General features: G+C 67.8%; 18 protein-coding genes. 13 read left to right on the top strand and 5 right to left on the bottom strand.

Annotated features, from left to right (window positions below; genetic code table 11):
- Positions 1-161 precede the first annotated feature (161 nt).
- The 3 genes from DSHI_RS10230 (at position 162) to DSHI_RS10220 (ending at position 2,709) form a co-directional block, all read left to right on the top strand.
- Positions 162-629: an NUDIX hydrolase gene (locus DSHI_RS10230; RefSeq protein ID WP_012178677.1), complete on the top strand. Its 468-nt coding sequence runs from the start codon at positions 162-164 to the stop codon at positions 627-629.
- Between the two features lie 284 nt (positions 630-913).
- A complete protein-coding gene (locus DSHI_RS10225) occupies positions 914-1,291 on the top strand; it encodes a PAS sensor domain-containing protein (protein ID WP_044027762.1) in 378 nt (125 codons plus the stop codon).
- A gap of 62 nt (positions 1,292-1,353) precedes the next feature.
- Complete coding sequence (locus DSHI_RS10220; protein WP_012178675.1) at positions 1,354-2,709, top strand: cytochrome-c peroxidase; 1,356 nt, start codon at positions 1,354-1,356, stop codon at positions 2,707-2,709.
- A 172-nt stretch (positions 2,710-2,881) separates the two neighbouring features.
- Here DSHI_RS10220 and DSHI_RS10215 read toward each other — a convergent pair whose 3' ends face one another.
- The 4 genes from DSHI_RS10215 to DSHI_RS10200 all read right to left on the bottom strand — a co-directional run bounded on the left by DSHI_RS10215 (position 2,882) and on the right by DSHI_RS10200 (position 7,133).
- Complete coding sequence (locus DSHI_RS10215) at positions 2,882-3,505, bottom strand: ferric reductase-like transmembrane domain-containing protein (protein WP_012178674.1); 624 nt, start codon at positions 3,503-3,505, stop codon at positions 2,882-2,884.
- A complete protein-coding gene (locus DSHI_RS10210; RefSeq protein WP_012178673.1) occupies positions 3,477-3,992 on the bottom strand; it encodes a peptidase associated/transthyretin-like domain-containing protein in 516 nt (171 codons plus the stop codon). Before DSHI_RS10210 ends, DSHI_RS10215 begins: the two co-directional genes overlap by 29 nt.
- 466 nt (positions 3,993-4,458) lie before the next feature.
- The gene (locus DSHI_RS10205; protein ID WP_012178672.1) at positions 4,459-5,937 is read right to left on the bottom strand and encodes an FG-GAP repeat domain-containing protein; all 1,479 of its coding nucleotides are present in this window, start codon (positions 5,935-5,937) and stop codon (positions 4,459-4,461) included.
- Entirely contained in the window at positions 5,934-7,133 is a 1,200-nt protein-coding gene (locus tag DSHI_RS10200; protein ID WP_245532995.1) for an ROK family transcriptional regulator, read from the bottom strand. Before DSHI_RS10200 ends, DSHI_RS10205 begins: the two co-directional genes overlap by 4 nt.
- 257 nt (positions 7,134-7,390) lie before the next feature.
- On the opposite strand from DSHI_RS10200, the gene xylF reads away from it, so the two are divergent.
- From xylF to xylA, 5 genes are all read left to right on the top strand, one after another.
- Entirely contained in the window at positions 7,391-8,413 is a 1,023-nt protein-coding gene (gene xylF, locus DSHI_RS10195) for a D-xylose ABC transporter substrate-binding protein (RefSeq protein ID WP_012178670.1), read from the top strand.
- Between the two features lie 117 nt (positions 8,414-8,530).
- Positions 8,531-9,838 carry a sugar ABC transporter permease gene (locus tag DSHI_RS10190; RefSeq protein ID WP_012178669.1) on the top strand — a complete coding sequence of 436 codons (1,308 nt, stop codon included), beginning with the start codon at positions 8,531-8,533 and terminating at the stop codon, positions 9,836-9,838.
- On the top strand, positions 9,835-10,581 hold the full coding sequence (locus DSHI_RS10185) for an ATP-binding cassette domain-containing protein (protein ID WP_012178668.1): 747 nt from the start codon (positions 9,835-9,837) through the stop codon (positions 10,579-10,581). The genes DSHI_RS10190 and DSHI_RS10185 overlap by 4 nt, the downstream gene beginning before the upstream one ends.
- On the top strand, positions 10,581-12,023 hold the full coding sequence (gene xylB / locus DSHI_RS10180) for a xylulokinase (RefSeq protein ID WP_012178667.1): 1,443 nt from the start codon (positions 10,581-10,583) through the stop codon (positions 12,021-12,023). Before DSHI_RS10185 ends, xylB begins: the two co-directional genes overlap by 1 nt.
- Entirely contained in the window at positions 12,020-13,324 is a 1,305-nt protein-coding gene (xylA, locus tag DSHI_RS10175; RefSeq protein WP_012178666.1) for a xylose isomerase, read from the top strand. The genes xylB and xylA overlap by 4 nt, the downstream gene beginning before the upstream one ends.
- A gap of 130 nt (positions 13,325-13,454) precedes the next feature.
- On the opposite strand, the gene DSHI_RS22590 is transcribed toward xylA, so the two are convergent.
- Entirely contained in the window at positions 13,455-14,174 is a 720-nt protein-coding gene (locus DSHI_RS22590) for a THxN family PEP-CTERM protein (protein WP_012178665.1), read from the bottom strand.
- Between the two features lie 1,268 nt (positions 14,175-15,442).
- Between DSHI_RS22590 and DSHI_RS10165 the strand changes: the two genes are divergently transcribed.
- Genes DSHI_RS10165 through DSHI_RS10145 form a run of 5 tightly spaced genes read left to right on the top strand, consistent with a single transcriptional unit; the run spans position 15,443 to position 23,084 of the window.
- On the top strand, positions 15,443-16,603 hold the full coding sequence (locus DSHI_RS10165; RefSeq protein WP_012178664.1) for a glycosyltransferase family protein: 1,161 nt from the start codon (positions 15,443-15,445) through the stop codon (positions 16,601-16,603).
- Positions 16,604-16,626: 23 nt separating this feature from the next.
- Positions 16,627-17,871: a glycosyltransferase family 4 protein gene (locus DSHI_RS10160; protein ID WP_012178663.1), complete on the top strand. Its 1,245-nt coding sequence runs from the start codon at positions 16,627-16,629 to the stop codon at positions 17,869-17,871.
- Positions 17,871-19,019: a glycosyltransferase family 4 protein gene (locus tag DSHI_RS10155; RefSeq protein WP_012178662.1), complete on the top strand. Its 1,149-nt coding sequence runs from the start codon at positions 17,871-17,873 to the stop codon at positions 19,017-19,019. Before DSHI_RS10160 ends, DSHI_RS10155 begins: the two co-directional genes overlap by 1 nt.
- Positions 19,019-20,854 carry an ABC transporter ATP-binding protein gene (locus DSHI_RS10150; RefSeq protein ID WP_012178661.1) on the top strand — a complete coding sequence of 612 codons (1,836 nt, stop codon included), beginning with the start codon at positions 19,019-19,021 and terminating at the stop codon, positions 20,852-20,854. The genes DSHI_RS10155 and DSHI_RS10150 overlap by 1 nt, the downstream gene beginning before the upstream one ends.
- Complete coding sequence (locus DSHI_RS10145; protein WP_012178660.1) at positions 20,841-23,084, top strand: aminoglycoside phosphotransferase family protein; 2,244 nt, start codon at positions 20,841-20,843, stop codon at positions 23,082-23,084. Before DSHI_RS10150 ends, DSHI_RS10145 begins: the two co-directional genes overlap by 14 nt.
- The last annotated feature ends 83 nt before the right edge of the window (positions 23,085-23,167 follow it).

The raw sequence follows: 23,167 nt of genomic DNA, 5'->3' as shown, positions 1-23,167 counted from the left end.
GATTTTCGCACCCAGTGCCAGAGACCGCGTGTGCCACGATTCCTGCCTCCCCCCAAATCTGGCCCTAGCATTGTTGGCAATCGCCACGATATGCAACGAATTTTGTTGTACCCACCCCATGAAAATGTTTTTTTCATCGCGATTTGAGGAACATGGATTTCATGGCCAAGACGCCCCAGGAGGCCCGGCTGCAGGTCGCCGCCCTGCCGATACGCTGGAAGGACGGCAAGCTGCGGGTGCTGCTGATCACCTCGCGCACGACCCGGCGCTGGATCATCCCCAAGGGGTGGCCGATGACCGACCTGTCCTTCCCCGAGGCTGCTGCGATCGAGGCGCAGGAGGAGGCAGGGGTCGTGGGCCAGGTGCTCACCACGCCGCTTGGGCATTACCATTACCGCAAGGTCCTGTCGGAGACCGAGTCCTGCCTGTGCAAGGTGACGGTCTATCCGCTGATCGTCGACCGGCTGGAAGAGTGCTGGAAGGAACAGGACGAGCGCACCCGCAGGTGGGTCTCCGCCAAGGAGGCTGTCGCGCATGTGCAAGAACCCGAGCTGGCCGCGATCCTGCGTGTCCTGGGCAAACAGTGCCGCTCCCGCGCCGATCTGGAGGCACTCGGCGCCCCCTCCTGACTGACAGGGCCGCCGGTCGCGCCGGGACCAAGCGCGTTGCAACGCGCTTAAGCCGCTTGCAAGCGGCTTGGCCCGGGCGGATCCCGCAGGATCGGCGGACAAGCGCGTGCCCCGGGTGGATCTGCCGCGGCATGCGCAGGGCTAAGCGCGGTGCAATGCGACCCAGCGGCCTGGCCCGGCGCAGTCCGCCTCCGCGACCCATCGACCGCACCGCTTGGACCCATCGCATGCGCGCTATATGTTTGATGCGCAGACATTATCGCGACCTGATACGGAACACGCCCATGCCCGACACACCGCAAGACATCGCAGACCTCCGCGCCCTTCTGGACGAGGACGAGGCCGAGATGAGCGTCGTCTTCTCCGACCCGTCGCAGCCCGACAACCCGATGATCTATGTCAGCGACGCCTTCCTGGTCCAGACCGGCTACACCCTCGAAGAGGTGCTGGGCCGCAACTGCCGTTTCCTGCAGGGGCCCGACACCAACCCCCATGCGGTCGAGGCGATCCGCCAGGGCCTGAAGGCCGAAACCCGCTTCACCATCGACATCCTGAATTACCGCAAGGACGGCTCGGCCTTCGTCAACCGCTTGCGCATCCGTCCGATCTATGACCCCGAGGGCAACCTGATGTTCTTCGCAGGCGCCCAGAACCCGGTCTGACCGCCGCTCTTGCCTCCGCCCCGCCCCTGCGGCACGGTTCGCCCGAGAGGAGAGGAGGCACCATGCAGATAACCCATCGCAGACCGGTCCGCACCGCGTGCATCGCGGCCTTGGTGCTCGTGCTGCTGGCCCCGCTCGCGCGCGCCGAGGCGCTGCCGCTGCCCGACCCGGTCACCGATGCCGACTACGCCCCGGTGGACGGCGCCGAGGCGCGCCTCGGTCAGCTGCTCTTCTACGACCCGATCCTGTCGGGCAACCGCGAGGTCTCCTGCGCCACCTGCCACCACCCGGCCTTCGGGACCTCCGACGGGCTGTCACTGGGCATCGGCGATGGCGGCACCGGCCTCGGCCCCGCCCGCCGCGCCGATCCCGACAACCCGCCCGAACAACGCATCCCCCGCAACGCGCCCGCACTCTTCAACCTCGGCGCCCACGAGTTCACGGTGCTCTTCCACGACGGCCGGATCGAGACCGACCCGGATCGCCCCGGTGGGTTGCGCACCCCGCTCGACGCCGACATGGTCGCGGGCTTCGCATCGCTCCTGTCGGCGCAAACCATGTTCCCGGTGCTCAGCGCCGACGAGATGGCCGGCCACTATGGCGAGAACGAGATCTCCACCGCCGTGCGCCAGGGCCGCCTCACCGGGCCGGGCGGCGCCTGGGACCTGATCTCCCGCCGGGTGGCGGCGATCCCCGCCTATGGGAAGGCATTCGCGCGGGTCTACCCGCAGATATCCGCGCCCGACCAGATCGCCTTCACCGACATCTCCAACGCCATCGCCGCCTTCATGGCCTTCGAGTTCCGCTCCGACACCAGCCCGTTCGACGCCTACCTGCGCACGGGCCAGGGGCTGGACGCGGCCCAGGGGCGCGGCATGGCGCTGTTTTACGGTACCGCTGGCTGTGCGGCCTGCCACGCGGGAAAATTCCAGACCGACCACGGGTTTCACGCCATGGCGGCGCCGCAGATCGGGCCGGGCAAGTCTGCACGGTTCGAAACCCACGCCCGCGACGAGGGCCGGATGCGCGTGACCGGGCGGGCGGCGGATGCCTATGCCTTCCGCACCCCCTCCCTGCGCAATATCACCCGCACCGCGCCCTACGGCCATGCGGGCGCGCACCGGGATCTCGGGGCGTTCCTGCGCCACCATATCCGGGCCGATGGCGGGGCAGGGCGGTTCGATCCGAAAGGGACAGTGCTGCCCGACCTCGCCGTTTCCGATTTCCGCGTCATGACGGACCCGGCGCAGCAGGCCGAGATCACGTCCGCGCGGACAATCGAAGGCCCGGTCTTGTCAGAGGCGGAGATCGCCGACCTCATGGCCTTTCTCGGCGCTCTCGAAGACCCGGGCGCGCTCAAGGGCCGCCTCGGCATCCCCGCCGCCGTGCCCAGCGGCCTTCCCGTCGCCCGGCCCTGAGCACATCAATTGCCACCCGCGCCCAAGCGGCTTCGAAGCCGCTTGCCCCCGCGGCCCCGGCGCGACATCCTGCTCCGTCCCGCCGCGCGCCACCGTCTCGTCGCCCCGGAACTGCGCGCACCCAAGGCCACCCGCGCCCCAAGCGGCTTCGAAGCCGCTTGTCCCGGCGCACTCACGCCCGTCGTCGCGGCGCCCAGGCCCGCAGTGTCCAGACCGCCCAGCCGGTCGCCCCCAGCACCCCCGCGCAGAGCAGCGCACGTGTCACCGGCTCCATCACGCCCTCGATCTGCACCGCATGCACCGCTGTGCCAATCACGGCCAGCACCACCGCCGCCGTATGGGCCCTGCGCCAGACCCGCGGCCCCATCCGGCGCGGCAGCACCGCCAGCCCTGCCGCCCCGAACACCGCCCACATCGCCACGACACCCCAGGCAGAGAACGGCGTGGGCGACACCAGAAGCAGCGCATCCACAACGTCGGGCGGGCTGGTGATCCAAAGGCCGCCCACATGCAGCAGTACCAGCGCCACCAGCGCGCTGCCGGTCCAGACATGCACCCGCCGCCCCAGCGCCCTCGGCACCAAGGGCAGCAGCCCCGCCGCCAGCAGCGGTTGCAGCAACATCCGGCCAAGCGCGAAAATTCCCGCGAACCCCGCCGCGATATAGACCGGCTCCCGCCAGGCCAGAAGGGGACTGCCCGCGGCCAAAACCACCGGCACCGCGATCCCCAGCCCCACGGCCGCCCAGGCCGCAAGCCCGCGCATCGGCTCAGACCGGCTCCAGCACGAAGGCCACATCCAGCGTCGTGTCCTCGGCGCTGCCCATGATCGGGCGCAGGAACACGGTCTTGAACCCACCCCCGCCATGGCCCGTGTCATGGTCCGCGTCATAGACAAGATGCCCGTGCGGCTGGCCGAAGGCGGGCACGATCTGTGGCATCTCCAGCCGGAACATTCCGTTGGCATCGGTCAGGGTCGCGCCATGGCTCTCGGGATCGCGCTCATGGCCTTCGGTGGTATGGGCCCACATCTGGATGCGCCGGCCGGGCAAGGGCGCGCCGTCGCCCGCCCGCCGCACGGTCCCGGTCATCCAGAACCCGCCGCCCCCAATGCGCTCCACGATCGGCGCGCCGGGGCGGTAATTGTTGGCTCCGCCGCGCATGGTCGGCGTCGGCGCAAGTCCCGCCGCCCGGGCGGGCACGCTCAGCCCGCCGAGGGCCGCGGCGGTCCCGGTGGCCAGACCCGTGCTCAGAAGGGTGCGGCGCGTAAGAAAACTCCCAGTCATCCAAGTCTCTCCTGTCTCTGAACGGCCAATCGTCTCTTCTGTCGAACGTAACACACCGACAGGGTCTGGCGACCGCGCGGCGCCTGCGCGCGAGACACGGTTGTGTGAGCGCCCGGCCACGAATTGCTTGAGATTTCGTATCAGCACCGCGCGGTAACCTATTCAAAAACCGTAATGTTTCGCGCGCGAAACAAATCTCTGGAAGCTCTTGATCCGCCACGATTTCGCGAAAAAATTTGTCGGCGGTGGAGGGCATCTCCGGTCCCGGTCCGTTAATCCGGGCCGCCCGCGCAACGCCCGCCCCCGGGCAAGCGGCTTCGAAGCCGCTTGGGCTCCCCGCGGCGCCCCGAGCCCCTGCGCCCTCGTCACGCTCCGTGCCGCCGTCCCACCGCTCCGGGCGGGGCGACAGCTGGGCCAACCGCGCCCCAAGCGGCTTCGAAGCCGCTTGGCCCCGTCCGCCGCGCGCTCAGGGCTCCACGCGCAGCACCCGGTCCGCAGCGCTCTCGCCCTGCCAGATCACCCGGTCGGCGGCATCGCGCAGCTCGACCTGCGCCTGCGTCGCTTCGCCCAGCCCGAAATGCAGCGGCGCCGCACTGCCGCCTGCATGACCGCCCCCGATCAGGCGCTGCTGCACCTGCGCGCCCGCGTTCGTGATCACCGTCACCTGTGCGCCGATCTCCGCCAGCCCGAGCGCTGACAGGTCCACCGCCAGCCAGCGGCCCGTTTGCTGCGAAACATTGCGATAGAGCTCCATCGGCGCGCGCCGGTTCACCACCACGAGGTCGAGCCGCCCGTCGCCGTCCAGATCCGCCAGGGCCGCGCCCCGCGACCGCGCCGTGGTGGCCACCCCCGCGGCGACCGAGACCTCCTCGAACCGCCCGTCCGCGCGCTGGTGCAGAAGGTTGTTGGGGTCCTGCATCGCCAGCCCAGGCATCTGGTCCACGTTGCCCTTGGCCAGAAACAAATCCGCGCGTCCGTCATTGTCCACATCCCCGAACTCCGCATGCCAGCCGGTGGAGGGGCGTCCATCCTCGCCCGTGTGGGGCCGCTGGGCATAGGTGCCGATGGCGAAAGGGGCGGCGGCATAGGTCCCGTCGGCCTGTGCGATCTGCATCAGCTGGTCGCCCATGGAGGTCAGCATCACCTCGTCGCGCCCGTCGCCGGTCAGATCCCGGCTGGCGATCCCCATGCCCCAGAGCGCCACCTGCGGCCAGCCATCCTCCGGGCCCAGAAACCGCCGCTCGGCCAGGTCGAACATCTGCTCGTACCCGCCGCGCACGTAGTAATGCCGGTCATTGGACAGCCGCAGGGTCATCCGCCCGCGCGCATCCCGCGCCGCCAGGGCCGAGAGGGTGCAGAAGCCCGGCCCGAAACTGTCGCTGCGAAACCCGCCCGCCTGGCCGGGGCGCAGAACTTGATGGTCGTCACAGGCCTCGAACGGCCCGTCGGGGTCGTCGCGGTCGACATAGTTGGCCACGAAAAGTGTCGGGCGCTCGTCGCCTGGCGCGACCCAGGCGGTGAAGGCGGTGGACCAGGCGTCGCCGGGGTCGATCCCCAACTCCGCGGTGGCCTCGGTGAAGGCGCAGTCCGGCCCGCCGCGCAGCACCAGGTTCGGCCCCACCCGCAGCACGAAGAGATCGCGCCATCCGTCCCCGTCGATGTCGAGCGGATAGGCCCCGGTCACGCCGATGATCTTTGGCAACAGACCGGGCGCGAACCGCATGCCGCCGCGGTTGCGCAGCAGGATCGCCGGGGCCTCGCCGCCCGCGGCGAACAGCTCCGGCAACCCGTCGCCGTCGCAATCCAGCACGGCAAGACCGCCGCCGACGAAATGCTCCCACCCGCCGGAATAGACATGGGGCGGCAGGGTGCCCGACAGATCCTCGAACCGGATTTCGGACTGAGCCGGGCCCGCAAGGCAGGCCAGCAGCGCAATGGCTCTCATCTCTCCCCCATGAGCGCGTCCGTGACCGCCGACAGCGCCAGCGCCGTCGCCCCGCGCGCCCAGACCTGGTCGCCCCAGGCGTGGATCTCGACCCGGCTGCGCGGGGTGGCGGGGTGCAGGGTCATGCGTTGCATCTCGGCGAGCACCTCTTCGGCATAAAGGTAGTCGTAGCGCATCCGCGCGCCGCTCAGAATGATGAGTTCCGGATCGAAAAGCTGCACCACATTGGCCAGTCCCAGCGACAGGAAGCGCCCGGCGCGCTGAAAGATCGCCTTGGCCGCGCCGTTGCCGGCCTTGGCCTGATCGAACAGGCTCTCCAGCATGGCGGCGGCGGTCTGGGCCGAGCGGGGGTCGCGGTCGAGCGCGGTGGAGGCCTCGCGCACCAGCGCGTAGTCGGCCAGATACGCCTCCAGGCAGCCGCGCTGCCCACAGCGGCAGAGCGCCCCGTCGAGCTGCACCTTGGTGTGCCCCAGCTCCAGCCCGAGCCCCTGTGCGCCGCGAAACAACCGGTTGTTCAGCACCAGCCCCATGCCGACCCCTTGTTCGATCGTGACCACGGCGAAGTCCTGCATCGCGCGGCCCGCACCGAACCACAGCTCGGCCAGCGTCAGGACATTGGCGTCATTCTCCAGATGCGCGGGCAGGCCGAAGCGGTCTTCGATGATCGCCTGGAGGGCATGATCCTGCCCGGCGAGGATCGGCGACCAGGCGACGCGGCCGGTTTCGTGATGGACGGCCCCCGGCAGACCGACGCCGAGCGCCGCCACCCGGTCGCGGGGCAGGGCGGCTGCCGCCAACACCTCGTCGATCAGGGTGGCCATCTCGGTCAGCAGCGCCTCGACCGCATAGCGCCCCGGCTGGCTCGCGCGGTGGGCGGTGGCCAGTTCGGTGCCGGAAAAATCCGACAGGCTGACCGTGTGCATCTCGTCCGACAGGCGCAGGCCAAGCACGTAGCGGGCCGCGGGCACCACGGCGAGGGCCACGGGCGGGCGACCGCGCCCGGTCTCGCGGGCGGGGGCGGCGATTTCGGTGAGAAACCCCGCCTCGATCAGGTCCGAGGTCAGCGTGGTGACCGAACCGGGCGAGATGCCGAGGGCGCGGGCGATGTCCATTCGCGGCGCGTGCCCGGCGGCGCGCACATGCTCGAATACCGCCTGACGCAGGGGTTTTGCATTGCGGCCCGAATCGGGCAGCATGGGCCCGCATCCGGGAGTGTCGCGCGTCGCGGCATCCTCTGGCATTAATTCATCCCCTGAACTTTATAGCCCATAGAAACCCGCGCATCTTTCCCTCAAGCGGCGGTGTAAGGCAGGTTTTCCCGGAATATGACGCATATAATTTCGCCACCTGTCAAATTTATTTTGACAACCGAATTAAACTTTGCATCACTGAGGGGGTGAGGGTCGAATGACCCCGGAGCCTGGGTTCAGGCGCCTACATTTGGGAGGACTACATGCGTAAAGCAATTCTCGCGGCCGCCATCGTCGCGGCCGGTGTCACCACATCGGCCTATGCCGATGTCACGGTCGGTGTCAGCTGGTCGAATTTTCAGGAAGAGCGTTGGAAGACCGACGAGGCCGCCATCAAGGCCGCGCTCGAAGCCGCCGGCGCCACTTATGTTTCGGCGGACGCGCAGTCGTCCTCGGCCAAGCAGCTGTCGGATGTGGAGAGCCTGATTGCGCAGGGTGTCGATGCCCTGATTATTCTGGCCCAAGACAGCCAGGCCATCGGCCCAGCCGTGCAGGCCGCGGCCGACGAGGGGATCCCGGTGGTTGGCTATGACCGCCTGATCGAGGATCCGCGGGCCTTCTACCTGACCTTCGACAACGTGGAAGTGGGCCGGATGCAGGCCCGCGCCGTGCTGGAGCAGGCCCCCGAGGGCAATTACGTGATGATCAAGGGCTCGCCCACGGACCCGAACGCGGACTTCCTGCGCGGCGGGCAGCAGGAGATCCTGCAGGATGCCATTGACGCAGGCAAGATCACCATCGTGGGCGAGGCCTATACCGATGGCTGGCTGCCGGCGAACGCCCAGCGGAACATGGAGCAGATCCTGACCGCCCAGGACAACCAGGTGGACGCGGTCGTGGCCTCCAACGACGGGACCGCGGGTGGCGTGGTCGCGGCCCTGACCGCCCAGGGCATGGAAGGGATCCCGGTCTCGGGCCAGGACGGTGATCATGCCGCGCTGAACCGGGTGGCCAAGGGCACCCAGACCGTGTCCGTGTGGAAGGACGCGCGGGATCTGGGCCGGGCCGCGGGTGAGATCGCCGTGGCCATGGCGAACGGCACCGCGATGGCGGATATCGAGGGTGCGACCTCCTGGACCTCCCCCGGGGGGACGGAGTTGACCGCCCGGTTCCTGGCGCCGGTGCCGGTGACCGCCGACAACCTTACCGCGGTGGTCGATGCCCAGTGGATCACGCAAGAGACCCTGTGCCAGGGCGTGACCGACGGTCCGGCGCCCTGCAACTGATCGCCTGACGATCCGGTCCCGGCGCGCGCGGCGTGCCGGGGCCATTGCCGTTCACCGACGATCCGCGCCAGATTTGCGCCTGCGCCAGTGCGCGCGGGATCAGGAGGGACTTGACCCATGTCCGATGCATCCCCGACCGAGAGCCGCCTGCCCAGCCGGGCCAAGCGCAGTTTCCTGCAGACCCTGGAGTTGGATACCCGCCTTCTGGGCATGATCGGGGCCTTCGTTCTGGTGTGCCTGGTCTTCAACCTGCTGACAGACGGGCGGTTCCTGACGGCGCGGAACATCTTCAACCTGTCGATCCAGACCGTGAGCGTGGCGATCATGGCCACGGGCATGGTGTTCATCATCGTCACGCGGCATATCGACCTGGCGGTGGGGGCGTTGCTGGCCACCTGTTCGGCGGCCATGGCGATGACCCAGACCGCGATCCTGCCGCAGGTCTTCGGGCTGGAGTTGGGCCATCCGGCGATCCCGTGGATCGCGATGCTGGTGGGCCTGGTCACGGGCACGGTGATCGGGGCGTTCCAGGGCTACCTGGTGGGGTATCTGATGATCCCGGCCTTCATCGTGACCCTGGGCGGTCTGCTCGTGTGGCGCAACGTGGCCTGGTACATGACAAACGGGCAGACCATCGGGCCGCTCGATCCGACCTTCATGACCCTTGGCGGCATCAACGGGACGCTGGGCGCGACCCTGAGCTGGATCGTGGGTCTCGTCGCGGTGGTCGCGGCCTGCTGGGCGCTGTGGTCGGGGCGCAAGAACAAGATCGCCCATGACGCGCCGGTCAAGCCCGTCTGGGCGGAACTGACGGTGATGGGGGTGGTGTCGGTCGCGATCCTCGGGTTCGTGGCGATCCTGAACAGCTACGAGGTGCCCACGGCGCGGCTGCGGCGGCTCTTCGAGGCGCGCGGCGAGGTGATGCCCGAGGGCTATACCGAGGTTTACGGCATTCCCTATTCCGTGCTGCTGCTGATCGCGGTGGCGGTGGCGATGACGGTGATCGCCAAGAAGACCCGGTTCGGGCGCTACATCTTCGCCACTGGCGGCAACCCGGACGCGGCCGAGTTGTCGGGGATCAACACGCGGATGCTGACGGTGAAGGTATTCGCGTTGATGGGGGCGCTCTGTGCGATTTCGGCCATCGTGGCCTCGGCGCGGCTGACAAACCATTCCAACGATATCGGCACGCTCGACGAGCTGCGCGTGATCGCGGCGGCGGTGATCGGGGGCACGGCGCTGGCGGGCGGTATCGGCACGATCTATGGCGCGATCCTCGGTGCGCTGATCATGCAGTCGCTGCAATCGGGCATGGCCATGGTCGGCGTCGATGCGCCGCTGCAGAACATCGTCGTGGGCACGGTTCTGGTGGCCGCGGTTCTGATCGACATCCTCTATCGCAAGCGGATGGGAGCGAAGTCATGACCCCCCTGGTGGAACTGGACGATATCTCGATCTCCTTCGGGGGGATTCGCGCGGTGGACGGCGTGTCGCTGGACCTTTACCCGGGTGAGGTCGTGGGGCTTTTGGGCCATAACGGGGCCGGAAAATCGACGCTGATCAAGATCCTGGCGGGGGCGTACCGCAAGGATAGCGGCGAGATCCGGATCAACGGCAAGAAGGCCGAGATCAACAGCCCGAGGGATGCGCGGCGCTACAATATCGAGACGATCTACCAGACGCTGGCGCTGGCCGACAACCTCGATGCGTCCTCGAACCTGTTTCTGGGGCGGGAGTTGACCACGCGCCTCGGCTTTGTGGACGACACGCGGATGGAGGCGGAGACGCGCAGGATCATGGCGCGGCTGAACCCGAACTTCCAGAAACTGAGCGAGCCGGTGAGTGCCCTGTCGGGCGGGCAGCGGCAATCCGTTGCCATTGCGCGGGCGGTCTATTTCAACGCGCAGATCCTGATCATGGACGAGCCGACGGCGGCGCTGGGCGTGCACGAGACGCAAATGGTCGCGGACCTGATCAAGGAGCTCAAGGCGCAGGGGCTGGGGATTTTCCTGATCTCCCACGACACGCGCGAGATGCTGGAGCTGTGCGACCGGGTGTCGGTGATGAAGAACGGCAAGCTGGTGGGGACCGAACGGGTCGAGGACGTGACGGAGGACGACATCCTGTCGATGATCATTCTGGGCAAGAACCCCAAGGCGGTGGCCTGATGTATCTGGGACTGGATCTGGGGACATCGGGGCTCAAGGCGGTCCTGATCGACGAAAACCAGGCGCTGGTGGCCGAGGCGACCGCCCCGCTGGAGGTCGCGCGCCCCCATCCCGGCTGGTCGGAGCAGATGCCGTGCGACTGGCTGGCGGCGACCGAGGCGGCGATGGCCGCGCTGGGTGCCCGCGCGGACCTGTCGGGGGTGCGGGCGATTGGCCTTTCGGGGCAGATGCACGGGGCCACGCTGCTCGATGCGTCCCACGAGGTGCTGCGGCCCTGCATCCTGTGGAACGATACGCGCGCGGCGGCGGAGGCGGCCGCACTGGATGCCGACCCGGCATTTCGCTCTGTGACGGGGAATATCGTGTTTCCCGGCTTCACCGCGCCGAAGCTCGCCTGGGTGCGCGCCCATGAGCCGGACGTGTTCGATCGCACGGCGCTGGTGCTGCTGCCCAAGGATTACCTGCGGCTCTGGCTGACCGGGGAGGCGGTGGCGGAGATGTCCGATGCCGCCGGCACCTCCTGGCTCGACACCGGCGCGCGGGACTGGTCCGCGCCGCTGCTGGCGGCCACGGGGCTGAGCCGGGATCACATGCCCCGGCTGGTAGAGGGATCCGAGGTCTCGGGCACCCTGCGCGACAGTCTCGCCGATGCCTGGGGTCTGCCGCGCGGCGTGCCGGTGGCAGGCGGGGGCGGCGACAACGCCGCCTCGGGCATCGGGATGGGCGTGGTGCGGGCGGGCGACGGGTTCGTCTCGCTGGGCACCTCGGGTGTGCTGTTCGCGGCCTGCGACGCCTATGCGCCGGACCCGGCCACGGCGGTGCACACGTTCTGCCATGCCCTGCCGGAGACCTGGCATCAGATGGGGGTGATCCTGGCGGCCACGGACGCGCTCAATTGGTTCGCGCGGACCTGTGGGACCGATGCAGCGACGCTGACGGGCGGGCTCGGCCCCCTGCAGGCGCCCGGGCGCCCGGTCTTTCTGCCCTATCTGGGCGGCGAGCGGACGCCCCATAACGATGCGGCCATTCGCGGCGCGTTTGCCCGCATCGACCATGCCGCGGACCGTGATGCGCTGGCGCGCGCGGTGCTCGAAGGCGTGGCCTTTGCCTTCCGCGACAGCTTCGACGCGCTGGCGGCCACGGGCACGCGGCTGGAGCGGCTGGTGGCCGTGGGCGGTGGGGCCAAGTCTGACACCTGGGTGCGGATGATCGCGACGCTGATCGGCCTGCCCATCGACCTGCCGCAAGCGGGCGATTACGGCGGCGCGTTCGGCGCGGCACGGCTCGGCATGATGGCGGCGACGGGGCAGGGGGCGGCGCTGGCCACCCGGCCCCCCATCGCGCGGAGCCTCGATCCGGTGCCGGCCCTTGCCGACGCCTTCGGCGAGGCCCATGCCACCTACCGCGCCACATACACCGCCCTGAAAGGACTGGACCGATGAGCGATTTTTTCGCGGGGATCCCCGCCGTCACCTATGAAGGCCCCGAGGCCCGCAGCGACTTCGCCTTCCGGCACTACAACCCCGACGAGATGGTCATGGGCAAGCGGATGGAGGATCAGCTGCGCTTCGCCGTGGCCTGGTGGCATTCCTTTGCTTGGGAAGGGGGCGACCCGTTCGGCGGTCCGACCTTCCAGCGCCCGTGGTTCGGCGACACCCTGGATCATGCCCGCGCCAAGGCCGATGCGGCGTTCGAGATGTTCCGCATCCTGAACGTGCCGTTCTATTGCTTCCACGACGCCGATATCCGCCCCGAGGGCGCGAGTTTCGCCGAGACCACCGCGAACCTTGAAGCGATGGTGGACTACCTGGGCCAGAAGCAGGAGGCGAGCGGCAAGCGGCTGCTCTGGGGCACCGCGAACCTGTTCTCGCACCGGCGCTACATGGCTGGGGCGGCGACGAACCCGGACCCGGATGTGTTCGCCTATGCCGCCGCCACCATCAAGACCTGCATGGACGCGACCCACAAACTGGGCGGCGCGAATTATGTCCTGTGGGGCGGGCGCGAGGGGTACGAGACCCTGCTCAACACCGATCTGGGGCGCGAGCGGGAGCAGGCGGGCCGGATGCTGCAGATGGTTGTGGATTACAAGCACAAGATCGGGTTCGAGGGCACGATCCTGCTGGAGCCGAAACCGCAGGAGCCCACGAAGCACCAATATGATTACGACGTGGCCACGGTGTTCAGCTTTCTGTCGGAGTTCGGCCTGCAGGACGAGGTGAAGATGAATATCGAGCAGGGCCATGCGATCCTGGCCGGGCATTCCTTCGAGCATGAGCTGGCGCTGGCGCGGGAGTTCGGGATCCTGGGCTCCATCGACATGAACCGCAACGATTACCAGTCGGGCTGGGACACCGACCAGTTCCCGAACAACATCCCCGAGGTGGCGCTGGCCTATTACGAGATCCTGCGCGCGGGCGGCTTCGATACCGGGGGCACCAATTTCGATTCCAAGCTGCGGCGGCAATCGCTGGACCCGGCGGACCTGATCGCGGCCCATGTGGCGGCGATGGATGTCTGTGCCGCGGGGCTGAAGGCGGCGGCACGGATGCTGGAGGATGGCGAGTTGGAGCAGCGGCGCGAGGATCGCTATGCGGGCTGGCGCGCGCCCTCGGCGGAAGCGATGCTGAACGGTGGCAAGCTGGAGGACTGCTTTGCCCATGTGATGGAGACCGGGCTTGATCCGCAGCCGGTCTCGGGCGGGCAGGAACGGCTGGAGGCGCTGGTCGCGCGATACCTGTAAGCCGGGACCGACACATGAAGGGAGCGTACTGGTATTGGACACCCCATGCCCTTGCAAGGCCGGTCCCGGTCGAGGGTTCATGTCCCGACGCGACCGAGGCCGCGTCGGGGGTGCGCAGGTTCGGCCTCGGTCAGGCGGCTTTCTTGCGGCGGCGCAGGGCGGCCAGCCCACCGACACCGGCCAGCAGCATCCAGCCCGCGGCGGGCAGCGGGATGGCAGCCACGTCAGCGGTGAATGTGCCCAGGAGGGTCGTCGTGTTCGACGCATTCTCTGCAGTCAGGAAGCTGGCGCCCATGTTGAACCCCGTCACGGACACGAAGTAGTCTACCCCACCGATTGTGAGGGAGTCGGACGCGCCGACATTCAGGGTGGGGGTCACCAAGTCGCCACATGGCTCGGGACCGCCAGCTGCGCAGGGGGCGCCACCGGGATCGTTCGGCGTTTCAAAATGATCGAAAATGAACTGCGACGTCAGCGATCCTGCGACACCACCGATCGTGAATTCCGTGGTCACGTCGAGCGTGGCTCCGGTGATGGATGTCCCCGAGTTGATTGGGAAGTTGTCGTGGGTGAAATTGCCCAGGGTGAACACCGTGTCAGATGAAAAAGGGGCTGTTGCAGGCGGGGCGACGCCAACAAAAGTGTAGCCGCTCTGCGGTCCACCGGAGGGCGTGGTCGTGCCCCAGGAAATGGCGTTTGTGGTGAGCCCGCTCACGTTCGTGCCGCCGGTGACGCTGGTCCATTCACCTGTCACGCTGGTGATCACGATGTCGCTGATGGTCGACGCGGAGGCGCCACCTGCGACGATCACCGCGACAGCGGTTGTCGCGAGAAATTTACCAAGTCTCATGTCGTTTTACCTTTCACGTTAACTGCGGCTAAAACCGCTAGTGTACCATACCTCAGTATTAGTTAACGGCATAGACCGGCGTTAATGTTTTGTTAACCTAATTCCATAGGGATTTTTCTTTTTATTTCGTGGCAAAGTGCAGGTGTAACGGGCGGTGCGCACGGGCGGGTTGTCACGCTAAGGTGTTTCCTCATCATGGTTTTTTGAAAGAACTTAGATCTCACTGCCGTCCGCGCTGTGATCTTGACTGCAGTATATTCTGCGGTGCGGCGTGCCAGGGAAGCGTCGGATGCCTGCGCCAGCGCTTTGCTCGAAGCGTGCTCTGGCCCCTTTCCAACGCTCTTTTTTCGGATAATTCGCCTTGTTTTCATGGTGCGGCGAAAGTGGTTTGTGTCCCGTCTTGATGCCGCCACAGGGGTGGTGCAGGGCGTGGCGCGGGACTGCAGCAGTCGGGCCCGTGGGTCGTTCTGTTGGAACGTGTTGATGTGTCAAAGGATTTCAGGTGAATGCGCAGTGGGTTACGTGCGTCAATTGAAAGCGTTTTGAATGAAGGCTTCAATACATTGAGGTTGTCTTTTCAGCTGCCCGGGGTCGAGACACCGAAGCTCACGCGTTCGGGGGTGCGTTTCGAAAAATCGCAGGTACATCAACGGATTGCCTGACGAGTGTTTCTAGATCTGAATATAGCTCGGGGTGTTTCAGGGGTGGACGCTTTTCGGAATTCCAGGTTCATTCAATCTTTATTCGGAATGGGTAATATTAATTTTTTCGATTGATGACGTTCAAGAAACAATCTTGCCGTTCGATCCGACATTGGCCTGCTAGCCTTCGGGCCGAGAGGCCCGGCCGATCCACGGGTCGCTCGCCGCGCCCGGCAGGCGGGGGCGCGCTCGTGGGAACCGCGTGCCATCGATCCGATACCCGACGCCTGCACCGCGCGACAGTCCCGCGCAGGGGCTGTCGGTCGGTGCGGTGGCCCCCCCCGCGCTTCGGGGAAGGCCGGTCGTGGGACCGGGGGCGCGCAAGTCCGCCTCCTGCCGCCGTCGACCCGAGGGTTTTTGTCCATATCAGAGTGTCGTCAGACACCGCCGCGACAGCTCCGTCAAAATCGCAAAGGGCACGAGTCGCAGGGGTATTCCGCGCTGAAAGCGGCGATCTAGACCGATGGTTTATGGCAGAGAGGTGCCCATAAACCCCAGTTTAATGGACCAATCGGCCGGTTGCGCCAACTGCTTCACGAAGTTCAGCCCACAGCAAAAGGTTTCAGGATGCAGGCCAACCGTATCGCCCTTTATTCCCATGACACGCTCGGTTTTGGCCACTTTCGGCGCAACCTGATGCTGGCCAAGAAGCTGCGCGCGTTGCCGTCGAAGCCGGATGTGATGCTGGTGGCCGGGACCTACGAAGTCGGGGCCTTTGACATTCCCGACGGCATCGAGGTTCTGACGCTGCCGGCCTATGCCAAGCACGCGGATGGCCAATACACTGCCCGGCGCCTGAACATGGAGCTGTGCGAGCTGCGCGCCCTGCGCGAGGCGATCCTGGCGGCCACCTTGAAGCGGTTCGCGCCCGACCTGCTGATCGTGGACAATGTCCCGCTTGGCGCCCAGGGGGAACTGGAGGGGCCGCTGCGCAAGCTTCGCAAACGGGGCAAGACGCGGCTTGTGCTGGGGTGTCGCGATATCCTCGATGATCCGGCGACCGTGCGGCGGCAATGGCTGCGCCAGCGCCATGTCGAGACCATCAACACCTATTTCGATGCGGTGTGGATCTATGGGGACCCGGCCGTCTATGACGTGTTCAAGGACTGCGATCTGACCGGCATCACCGCCGAGATCGTGCATACCGGCTACTTGTTGAAGGACTGGCCCGCCGAGGTCGCGCCGAGTGGTGGGGAGGCGCCGCTGGTTCTGTGCACCGTGGGCGGCGGGCGCGACGGTCTCGACCTGTGCAAGGCGTTCGCGGCGGCGGAGCTTCCGGCGGGTCACCGCGGCATCATCGTGCCGGGCACGCAAATGGATGCGGACGCCCTGGCCCGTATCCGGCAGATCGCGGCGGGCAATCGCGGCATGCAGGTGGTGCCCTTCGTGCCGGACCTCGTGCCGCTGATGGCCGCGGCGCGCCGGATCGTGGCGATGGGGGGCTACAACACGACCTGCGAGATCCTGGCCCTGAAGAAACCGGCGCTGATCGTGCCAAGGGTCGCGCCGCGCACGGAGCAGCTGATCCGCGCGCGCGCCCTGAGCGACCGCGGGCTTGTCGATATCTGCCACCCGAGGGGGCTGTCCCCGACGGCCTTGTCGGAGTGGATGGCGCGCCCGATCCCGCGCGCGGCCTCTCATGGGATCAGGACCGATGGGCTGGCCTCTGTTGCCGCCCTCGCCCAGTCCGCGCTTTACCCCGATTACCAACAGATCGCCGCAGAGTGATCCGATCAGAAAAGGAGATCGCCATGATCCATATCCGTCCACCGAAACAGGGAAAGATCGGATATATCTGCAAGCGCTACCCGCGCTTTTCCGAGACCTTCATCGTCCACGAGATCCTCGCCCATGAGCGCGCGGGCCAGCAGGTGGAGATATTCGCGCTGCGCCCGGTCATGGACACGCATTTCCAGGACATCCTGTCGAAAGTGCGCGCGCCCGTGCACCGGATCCCCGAGAAGACCCGCTCTGTCAGCGTGTTCCGGGACCTTCTGGAGAAGGCCGAGGCGCTTTATCCCGGTGCGCCGCAACGGGCGCTGGCCACGGGCGCTGCGACCGATGCCATTGCGCAGGGGCTTGCGCTGGCCATAGACGCCAAACGCCTTGGCGTGACGCATTTCCACGCCCATTTCGGCACGGTCGCCACGACGGTCGCGCGCGTGGCCTCGCAGGTCTCCGGCATTCCGTATACTTTCACGGCCCATGCCAAGGATATCTATTACCGCTACGACCCGCCGATCGAGCTGGACGTGAAGCTGCGCGATGCGGCGGCGGCGGTGACGGTTTCGGATTTCAACCTGGCCTACATGACCGAGACGTTCGGCAAGGACGCGGCCGGGCTCGTGCGGCTTTACAACGGGCTCGATCTGTCGGGCTTTGCGTGGTCCGAGCCGACGGCGCGGCAGACGGATATCCTCGCCGTGGGCCGCCTGATCGAGAAGAAGGGGTTCCATATCCTTGTGGAGGCCCTGTGGCAGTTGGCGCGCAAGGGGCAGACCCCGCGCTGCCGGATCATCGGCATGGGGGAGGACGAGGACAACCTGCGCAGCCAGATCGCGGCGGCGGGCCTGGAGGGTCAGGTGACCATCGAAGGACCGCGCCCGCAATCCGAGGTCATCGCCGCCATGCGCGACGCCGCCGTTCTGGTCTGCCCCTGTATCGTGGCCCGCGACGGCAACCGTGACGGGTTGCCCACCGTGTTGCTGGAGGCGATGGCGCTTGGAACGCCCTGCATCGGGACGGATGTGGTCGGCCTGCCGGAAATCCTGCGCCCGGGGGACACCGGGCTGCTGGCCAGCGAGGGCGACCCCGACACCTTGTCCGCCGCGATTTCGCAGATGCTTGGCGACATCGACCTGCGCCGGCGCGTGTCGCGCAATGCGCGCCGGTTGATCGAGGAAGAGTTCGACATCGACCGCAACGCGGCCCGGTTGCGCGAGCTCTTTGCGTCCTGCTCGGGCCCTGTGCCCGCCGGCCTGAAGGGAGCAGCCTGATGCGCGTAGCTTATGTCTCGACCGATCCCGGCATATCGCCCACCGGCACCAAGGGGGCGTCGATCCATGTGCGCGCGATCCTCGGGGCGTTGCTGCGCATGGGCGCAGAGGTGACATTGTTCGCGCCCCCGTCCCGCGCGCCGTTGCCGGAGGATTTGGCCGCGGTGACCTGGGTGCCGCTGCCGAAACCGGCCAAGGGCGCGCCCGAGGTCCGCGAACGCGCGCTGATCGCGGCCAATGCGCGCCTGGCGCAGGCGATGGAGGACCACGGACCTTTCGATCTGATCTATGAGCGGCACGCCCTGTTTTCGGACGCGGCCATGCAATTCGGTGCGGCGCGCCGGATCCCCAGCGTGCTGGAAGTCAACGCGCCGCTTCTGGAAGAACAGCGCCGCCACCGGGTTCTGCAGAATTCGGACGAGGCGGCGGCTCGTGCCCGGTCCTCGATCTCGGCGGCGGATCGGATCATCGCCGTCTCCGATGCGGTCGGCGCCTATGCCGAAGGCTTCGGCGCCCGGTCGGTCAAGGTCGTGCCGAATGGCGTCGATGCGGACCGCTTTGCGGTGCCACCCGGGTTCCGGCCGCCTTTCACCCTCGGGTTTGTCGGCACGCTCAAGCCCTGGCACGATGTGGCCTGCCTGATCGATGCGCTGACGCTGGTCCGGCGCTCGGTGCGCGATGCGCGGCTGCTGGTGGTCGGCGACGGTCCGGAGCGCGCGGCCCTCGAGGCGCAGGCGCGCGAGGGCGGTCTTGCCGACGCGGTCGACTTCCATGGCGCGGCGCCGTCGCAGGACATCCCGGCGCTGCTGGCCCGGATGCATGTGGGGCTCGCCCCCTATCGCGGGGGGGATCCGTTCTATTTCTCGCCGCTCAAGATCTACGAATACATGGCGGCGGGCCTGCCCGTTCTCGTCAGTGACCGGGGCAACATGCGCGATGTGGTCCTGCCGCCCCGGGCGGGCGCGGTGGTGCCGCCCGATGACCCCGCTGCGCTGGCCGAGGCGATCATCCACCTGGCGCAGAACCCGTCGGTCGGGCGCGCGCAGGGCCAGCGCGGGCGCGCCCATGTGATCCGCACCGCCAGTTGGGATCACGTCCTGCGGGCGAGCCTGAACGGCCTGCCGCTCCCTTCGGTCCTGGCCGCCTGATGGCCCGGTCCGGCAGCCGTCCGTCCTCGTTGGCGGAGACCGCCCCCGGCTTGCGCCGGGTGTTGCGGCGACTGGCCCCGTTCATGCGCGACGAGCGTCCCCTGATCGCGGGCGGGGCGCTGGCCATGCTCGCGGCCGTCTTCGCCAAGCTGGCCGAGCCCTGGCCGCTGAAGTTCGTGATCGACATGTTCGTGCCCGGGCGGGGCGGAACGGAGCCGGGGATGCCCTTCGGGCTGACCGATCCGATCATGCTCCTGGTGCTGTGTGCGCTGTCCATAGTCCTGGTGATGGGCTTGCGCGCCACGTTCGAGTTCACCGCACGGGTGACCTTCGCGCTCGCCGGGGCGCGGGTTCTGGCGAAGGTCCGCGCGACGCTGTTCGAGCATCTGCAACGGTTGCCCGTGGCGTTTCACCAGAAATCCCGCCCCGGTGACCTGACCCTGCGGCTGATTTCCGATGTGGGCATGCTCAAGGAGACCACCGTCACCGCCGCCTTGCCGCTGGCCGTGAATGCGCTGGTGCTGGTCGGCATGATCGCCGTGATGCTCTGGATCGATTGGCAGCTTGCCCTGATCGCGCTGTCACCCTTGCCCGTGCTGTGGCTGATGACGATGCGGATCGGGCGGCGTATCCAGTCGGTCAGCCGCAAGACCCGGAAAACCGAAGGGGCCATGGCGGCCTCCGCATCCGAGGCGATGTCGAACGTGGCCATCGTCCAGGCGCTCGGCCTCGAGAAAGCGATGAGCAAGGATTTTCTCGGCGACAACGCCGCTGAGTTGAAACAGGGCGTGCAGTCCAAGCGGCTGACCGCGGGGCTGGAACGCCGGGTCGATATCCTGGTGGGTGTCGGCATCGGCCTGGTGCTGTTGTTCGGGGGGCTGTCCATCCTCGACGGGCGCACCACGCCCGGGGATCTGATCGTCTTTCTGACCTACCTCAAGAACACGTTCAAACCCGTGCGCGACTACGCCAAATATGCCGCCCGCCTCGCCAAGGCGACCGCGGCCGGGGAGCGGGTCATCGCGTTGCTCGACGAGGACACGAAGCTGACCAGCCTCGCGACGCCCGTCAAACTGCCCGAAACCCAGGGGGGGATCGCGTTCGAAAACGTGTCTCTGAACCTGGGCGGCTCCGAGATCCTGAAGGATATCTCGATCTCGATCCGCGCAGGCGAGCGGGTTGCCATCACCGGCCCGTCTGGGTCAGGCAAATCGACGCTCCTGTCCCTGGCGATGCGCTTGCAGGATCCCGATGCGGGGGCCGTGCGCCTCGACGGGCGGGACCTGCGGGCCCTGGCGGTGGAGGATGTTCGCGACAGCTTTGCCTTCGTGCCGCAGGATCCGGTGCTGTTTCATGCCAGCATCGCGCGCAATCTGGGCATTGCCGCGCGTCACGAACCGACCCCAGACGAGATCATCGCGGCCGCGCAGCTTGCGGGGGCCCATGACTTCATCCTGTCGCAACCCCAGGGCTATGACACGGTGCTGGCGGAACGCGGCAGCACCCTGTCGGGCGGCCAGCGCCAGCGCCTGTCCTTCACGCGCGCGGCTCTCAGGAACGCGCCGATCTTCCTGCTGGACGAGCCGACCACCGGTCTGGATGCGACCACTCAGGCGAACCTGGCAGACGCGATCTGGCAGCTGACCGAGAACCGCACGCTTTTGATGGTGACCCATGATCTCCATCTCGCGGCCCGGGCGGATCGGGTGATCTGCCTGGAGGGCGGGCGGATCGTCGCGAACGGTCGCCACGAGGACGTTCTGGCGCAAGGCGGGCTCTATGCCAAGCTCTGGGCCGAGCAGATGCAGACGGGGGTCGCCCATGCCGCAGAATGATGCGCTGATCGCGCGGGATCCGGGCTTGCCGGGGCTTGCGCTGCTGCTGGACCGCTCGGCGCTGGAGGCCGGTCTCGGCGCGCCCATCGCGGCGCTGGGGTCGCTGCGCTACAAGCCCGGCACCAGCTGCACCCGCGCCGTGCGCCTGGCGGATGGTCGCCATCTGTGGCTCAAGGCGCTGACCCGCGACAGGCATGGCCAGGTGCTTGCGCGCGGCCAGGACCTTGCGCCCCAAGCGTTGCGCGACCGGCATGTGGTGGCGCAATCCCCCGCCGCGGACCGGGACATTCCCGGTCTGAAACGGCTCTGGCCCGAACAAAGCAGGCCGGCGGAGCTGGCGCGCCTGCTGGGCGATCATCCCCTGTCCCGGGCCGTGCTGCACCCCCTGAGCCACCGTCCGACCCGCCGTCTGGTCGCGCGCCTCGACGCGGGCGGCACACGGGCGTTCCTGAAGGCTTACACGCGCAAGGCCCATGCACAGGCATTGTCGGGCATCCTGCTGGCCGCCACGCTCGGGCATGGGCGCGTTCTCGCGGCCTGCGCCGAGCGTGGGCTGATCGTGTCCGACTGGATCGACGGGCGCAGCCTGTGCCCGGCCAACGATGCGGCGCTCGACCCGCACGCCTTCCGCCAGGCCGGAGCGGCCCTTGCCACCGCCCATCGCGCCGGCCTTCGGACGCCGTTTCAGGCCACCCGGTTCGATGCGGTTCGCCGCCTGCGCGCCCTTGCCAAGGACATCGGCCGCCTGCTGCCGGAGCAGCGCGCCCGCGCCAACGACCTTGCCGAGCGGCTCGTCGCAGCCCTCGCGTCGGTGCCGGAGCAGTACGGCCTGATCCATGGGGATTTCTCGGCCGACCAGATCCTGGTGGGCGCAGAGGACGCGATCACCATCATCGACTGGGATCGCGCCGCGATGGGCGATCAGGGGTCCGATCTCGGCAGCGCGCTGGCCCGGCTGGAGGTGCAGCGCCTGTGGCACGGCCTGCCCGAGGCGGCGGCGAAGACCGCGACCGAGGCCCTGCTTGCCGGTTACGGGGATGTGCGGCCTCTGCCTGCGTCCTGGTCGGCGCAGGAAACCGCCCATCTCTTCCTGCTGTTGGGAGAAGCGTTTCGTCATCAGCTGCCCGATTGGCCCGCGCGGACCTGCGCACTGCTGGACCGGGTCGAAGCGGGCCTCCGCACCGCTCCGGCGCCACAGGTCGATCCGGAACTGCCCCAACTCGCAACATTGCTCGATCCGCAAGGGGCAGCGCAGGCCCTTGCGGCGCATCAAAGCCCGACCGTGGTCGCGCCGCCCAAACTCCGGCGCCACAAACCCGGACGCCGTGCACTGATCGACGTGACCGCGCGGGACGCGGCAGGAGATGCGACCGACTACCTTATCAAGACACGCGCCAAACGGGCCGATCATGCCACCCCGGCATACCATGCCGCGTTGCGTGCGGCCGGGTTCACCGAAACCGGGGCAGGGGCCTTTGCCGTGCCCGAGGCATGGCCCGGCCCGCCGCGTCTGCGCGCCTGGAGCATGCGGAAGGTGCCCGGTCGGACCCTCACCGCCTGCCTACATCCCAAGGCCCCGGTGGCGCCGTTCCGGCAAGCCGGGCGGGCGCTGGCCGCGTTGCATGCCTGCCATGTCGAGGGCGTGCCGCGCTGGACGCCGGAGGCCGAATGGGACGTGCTCGCGCGGGCGCTGGACCATGCGGCGAACGCGCATCCCGGCGATGCCGAGGCGCTGGCGGGCCTGCGCCGGGCGGCGCGGATTGCCCTCGACCGGGTGCCGAAGCGCCCGGATGTCCTGCTGCACCGCGACTTCTATCCCGACCAGCTGCTCGTGGAGGAAAGCCGCCTTTGGATGATCGACCTCGACCTTCTGGCGATGGGGGACCGGCACGTGGATGTGGGCAATTTCCTTGCCCATCTTGATGAGCAGGGGCTGCGCGATCACGGCGCGGTGCAGGTCTTCGACGACCATGCCCGCGCGTTCCTCGCAGGGTACCAGGAGGCGGGCACGCTCGATATGGCCTCGGTCCGCGTTTTGCGGGACGTGTCCCTGGCGCGCCATCTTCACATCTGCGACCGGATCGCCAGCCGCAAACCCTGCTATCCCAAGCTGCTCGCCGAGCTGTCCCGCTGGTTCGATCCCGGCGGTGCCATGGGCCGCGCGCCGCACCCTGCCTGTGCGATGTCGGTGCCCCGACCGGGGGCCGCCGCCCGGACCCGCGCAGGATAAAAGGGCGCATCCGGCGCGACATCCGCAGACCAGTGGCAGGCGGGCCAGCCTGGTGCATCAGAGTTCAACAGGCGAAGGTGGCA

The organism is Dinoroseobacter shibae DFL 12 = DSM 16493 (genome assembly GCF_000018145.1).
GTDB classification, from domain to species: Bacteria; Pseudomonadota; Alphaproteobacteria; order Rhodobacterales; family Rhodobacteraceae; genus Dinoroseobacter; species Dinoroseobacter shibae.
Note: the sequence above shows the minus strand (reverse complement) of the source record. Positions and strands in the feature narration are given on the sequence as shown.

What these genes read in the sequence shown, in the direction of transcription:
- DSHI_RS10215 (WP_012178674.1), bottom strand. Translation starts at nt 3,505, where the DNA reads ATGTGGCCTTCGTGCTGGAGCCGGTCTGAGCCGATGCGCGGGCTTGCG.
- DSHI_RS10210 (WP_012178673.1), bottom strand. Translation starts at nt 3,992, where the DNA reads ATGACTGGGAGTTTTCTTACGCGCCGCACCCTTCTGAGCACGGGTCTG.
- xylB (WP_012178667.1), top strand. Translation starts at nt 10,581, where the DNA reads ATGTATCTGGGACTGGATCTGGGGACATCGGGGCTCAAGGCGGTCCTG.
- DSHI_RS10145 (WP_012178660.1), top strand. Translation starts at nt 20,841, where the DNA reads ATGCCGCAGAATGATGCGCTGATCGCGCGGGATCCGGGCTTGCCGGGG.
- DSHI_RS10185 (WP_012178668.1), top strand. Translation starts at nt 9,835, where the DNA reads ATGACCCCCCTGGTGGAACTGGACGATATCTCGATCTCCTTCGGGGGG.
- DSHI_RS10220 (WP_012178675.1), top strand. Translation starts at nt 1,354, where the DNA reads ATGCAGATAACCCATCGCAGACCGGTCCGCACCGCGTGCATCGCGGCC.
- DSHI_RS10160 (WP_012178663.1), top strand. Translation starts at nt 16,627, where the DNA reads ATGATCCATATCCGTCCACCGAAACAGGGAAAGATCGGATATATCTGC.
- DSHI_RS10150 (WP_012178661.1), top strand. Translation starts at nt 19,019, where the DNA reads ATGGCCCGGTCCGGCAGCCGTCCGTCCTCGTTGGCGGAGACCGCCCCC.
- DSHI_RS22590 (WP_012178665.1), bottom strand. Translation starts at nt 14,174, where the DNA reads ATGAGACTTGGTAAATTTCTCGCGACAACCGCTGTCGCGGTGATCGTC.
- DSHI_RS10190 (WP_012178669.1), top strand. Translation starts at nt 8,531, where the DNA reads ATGTCCGATGCATCCCCGACCGAGAGCCGCCTGCCCAGCCGGGCCAAG.
- DSHI_RS10225 (WP_044027762.1), top strand. Translation starts at nt 914, where the DNA reads ATGCCCGACACACCGCAAGACATCGCAGACCTCCGCGCCCTTCTGGAC.
- DSHI_RS10230 (WP_012178677.1), top strand. Translation starts at nt 162, where the DNA reads ATGGCCAAGACGCCCCAGGAGGCCCGGCTGCAGGTCGCCGCCCTGCCG.
- xylF (WP_012178670.1), top strand. Translation starts at nt 7,391, where the DNA reads ATGCGTAAAGCAATTCTCGCGGCCGCCATCGTCGCGGCCGGTGTCACC.
- DSHI_RS10155 (WP_012178662.1), top strand. Translation starts at nt 17,871, where the DNA reads ATGCGCGTAGCTTATGTCTCGACCGATCCCGGCATATCGCCCACCGGC.
- xylA (WP_012178666.1), top strand. Translation starts at nt 12,020, where the DNA reads ATGAGCGATTTTTTCGCGGGGATCCCCGCCGTCACCTATGAAGGCCCC.
- DSHI_RS10200 (WP_245532995.1), bottom strand. Translation starts at nt 7,133, where the DNA reads ATGCTGCCCGATTCGGGCCGCAATGCAAAACCCCTGCGTCAGGCGGTA.
- DSHI_RS10205 (WP_012178672.1), bottom strand. Translation starts at nt 5,937, where the DNA reads ATGAGAGCCATTGCGCTGCTGGCCTGCCTTGCGGGCCCGGCTCAGTCC.
- DSHI_RS10165 (WP_012178664.1), top strand. Translation starts at nt 15,443, where the DNA reads ATGCAGGCCAACCGTATCGCCCTTTATTCCCATGACACGCTCGGTTTT.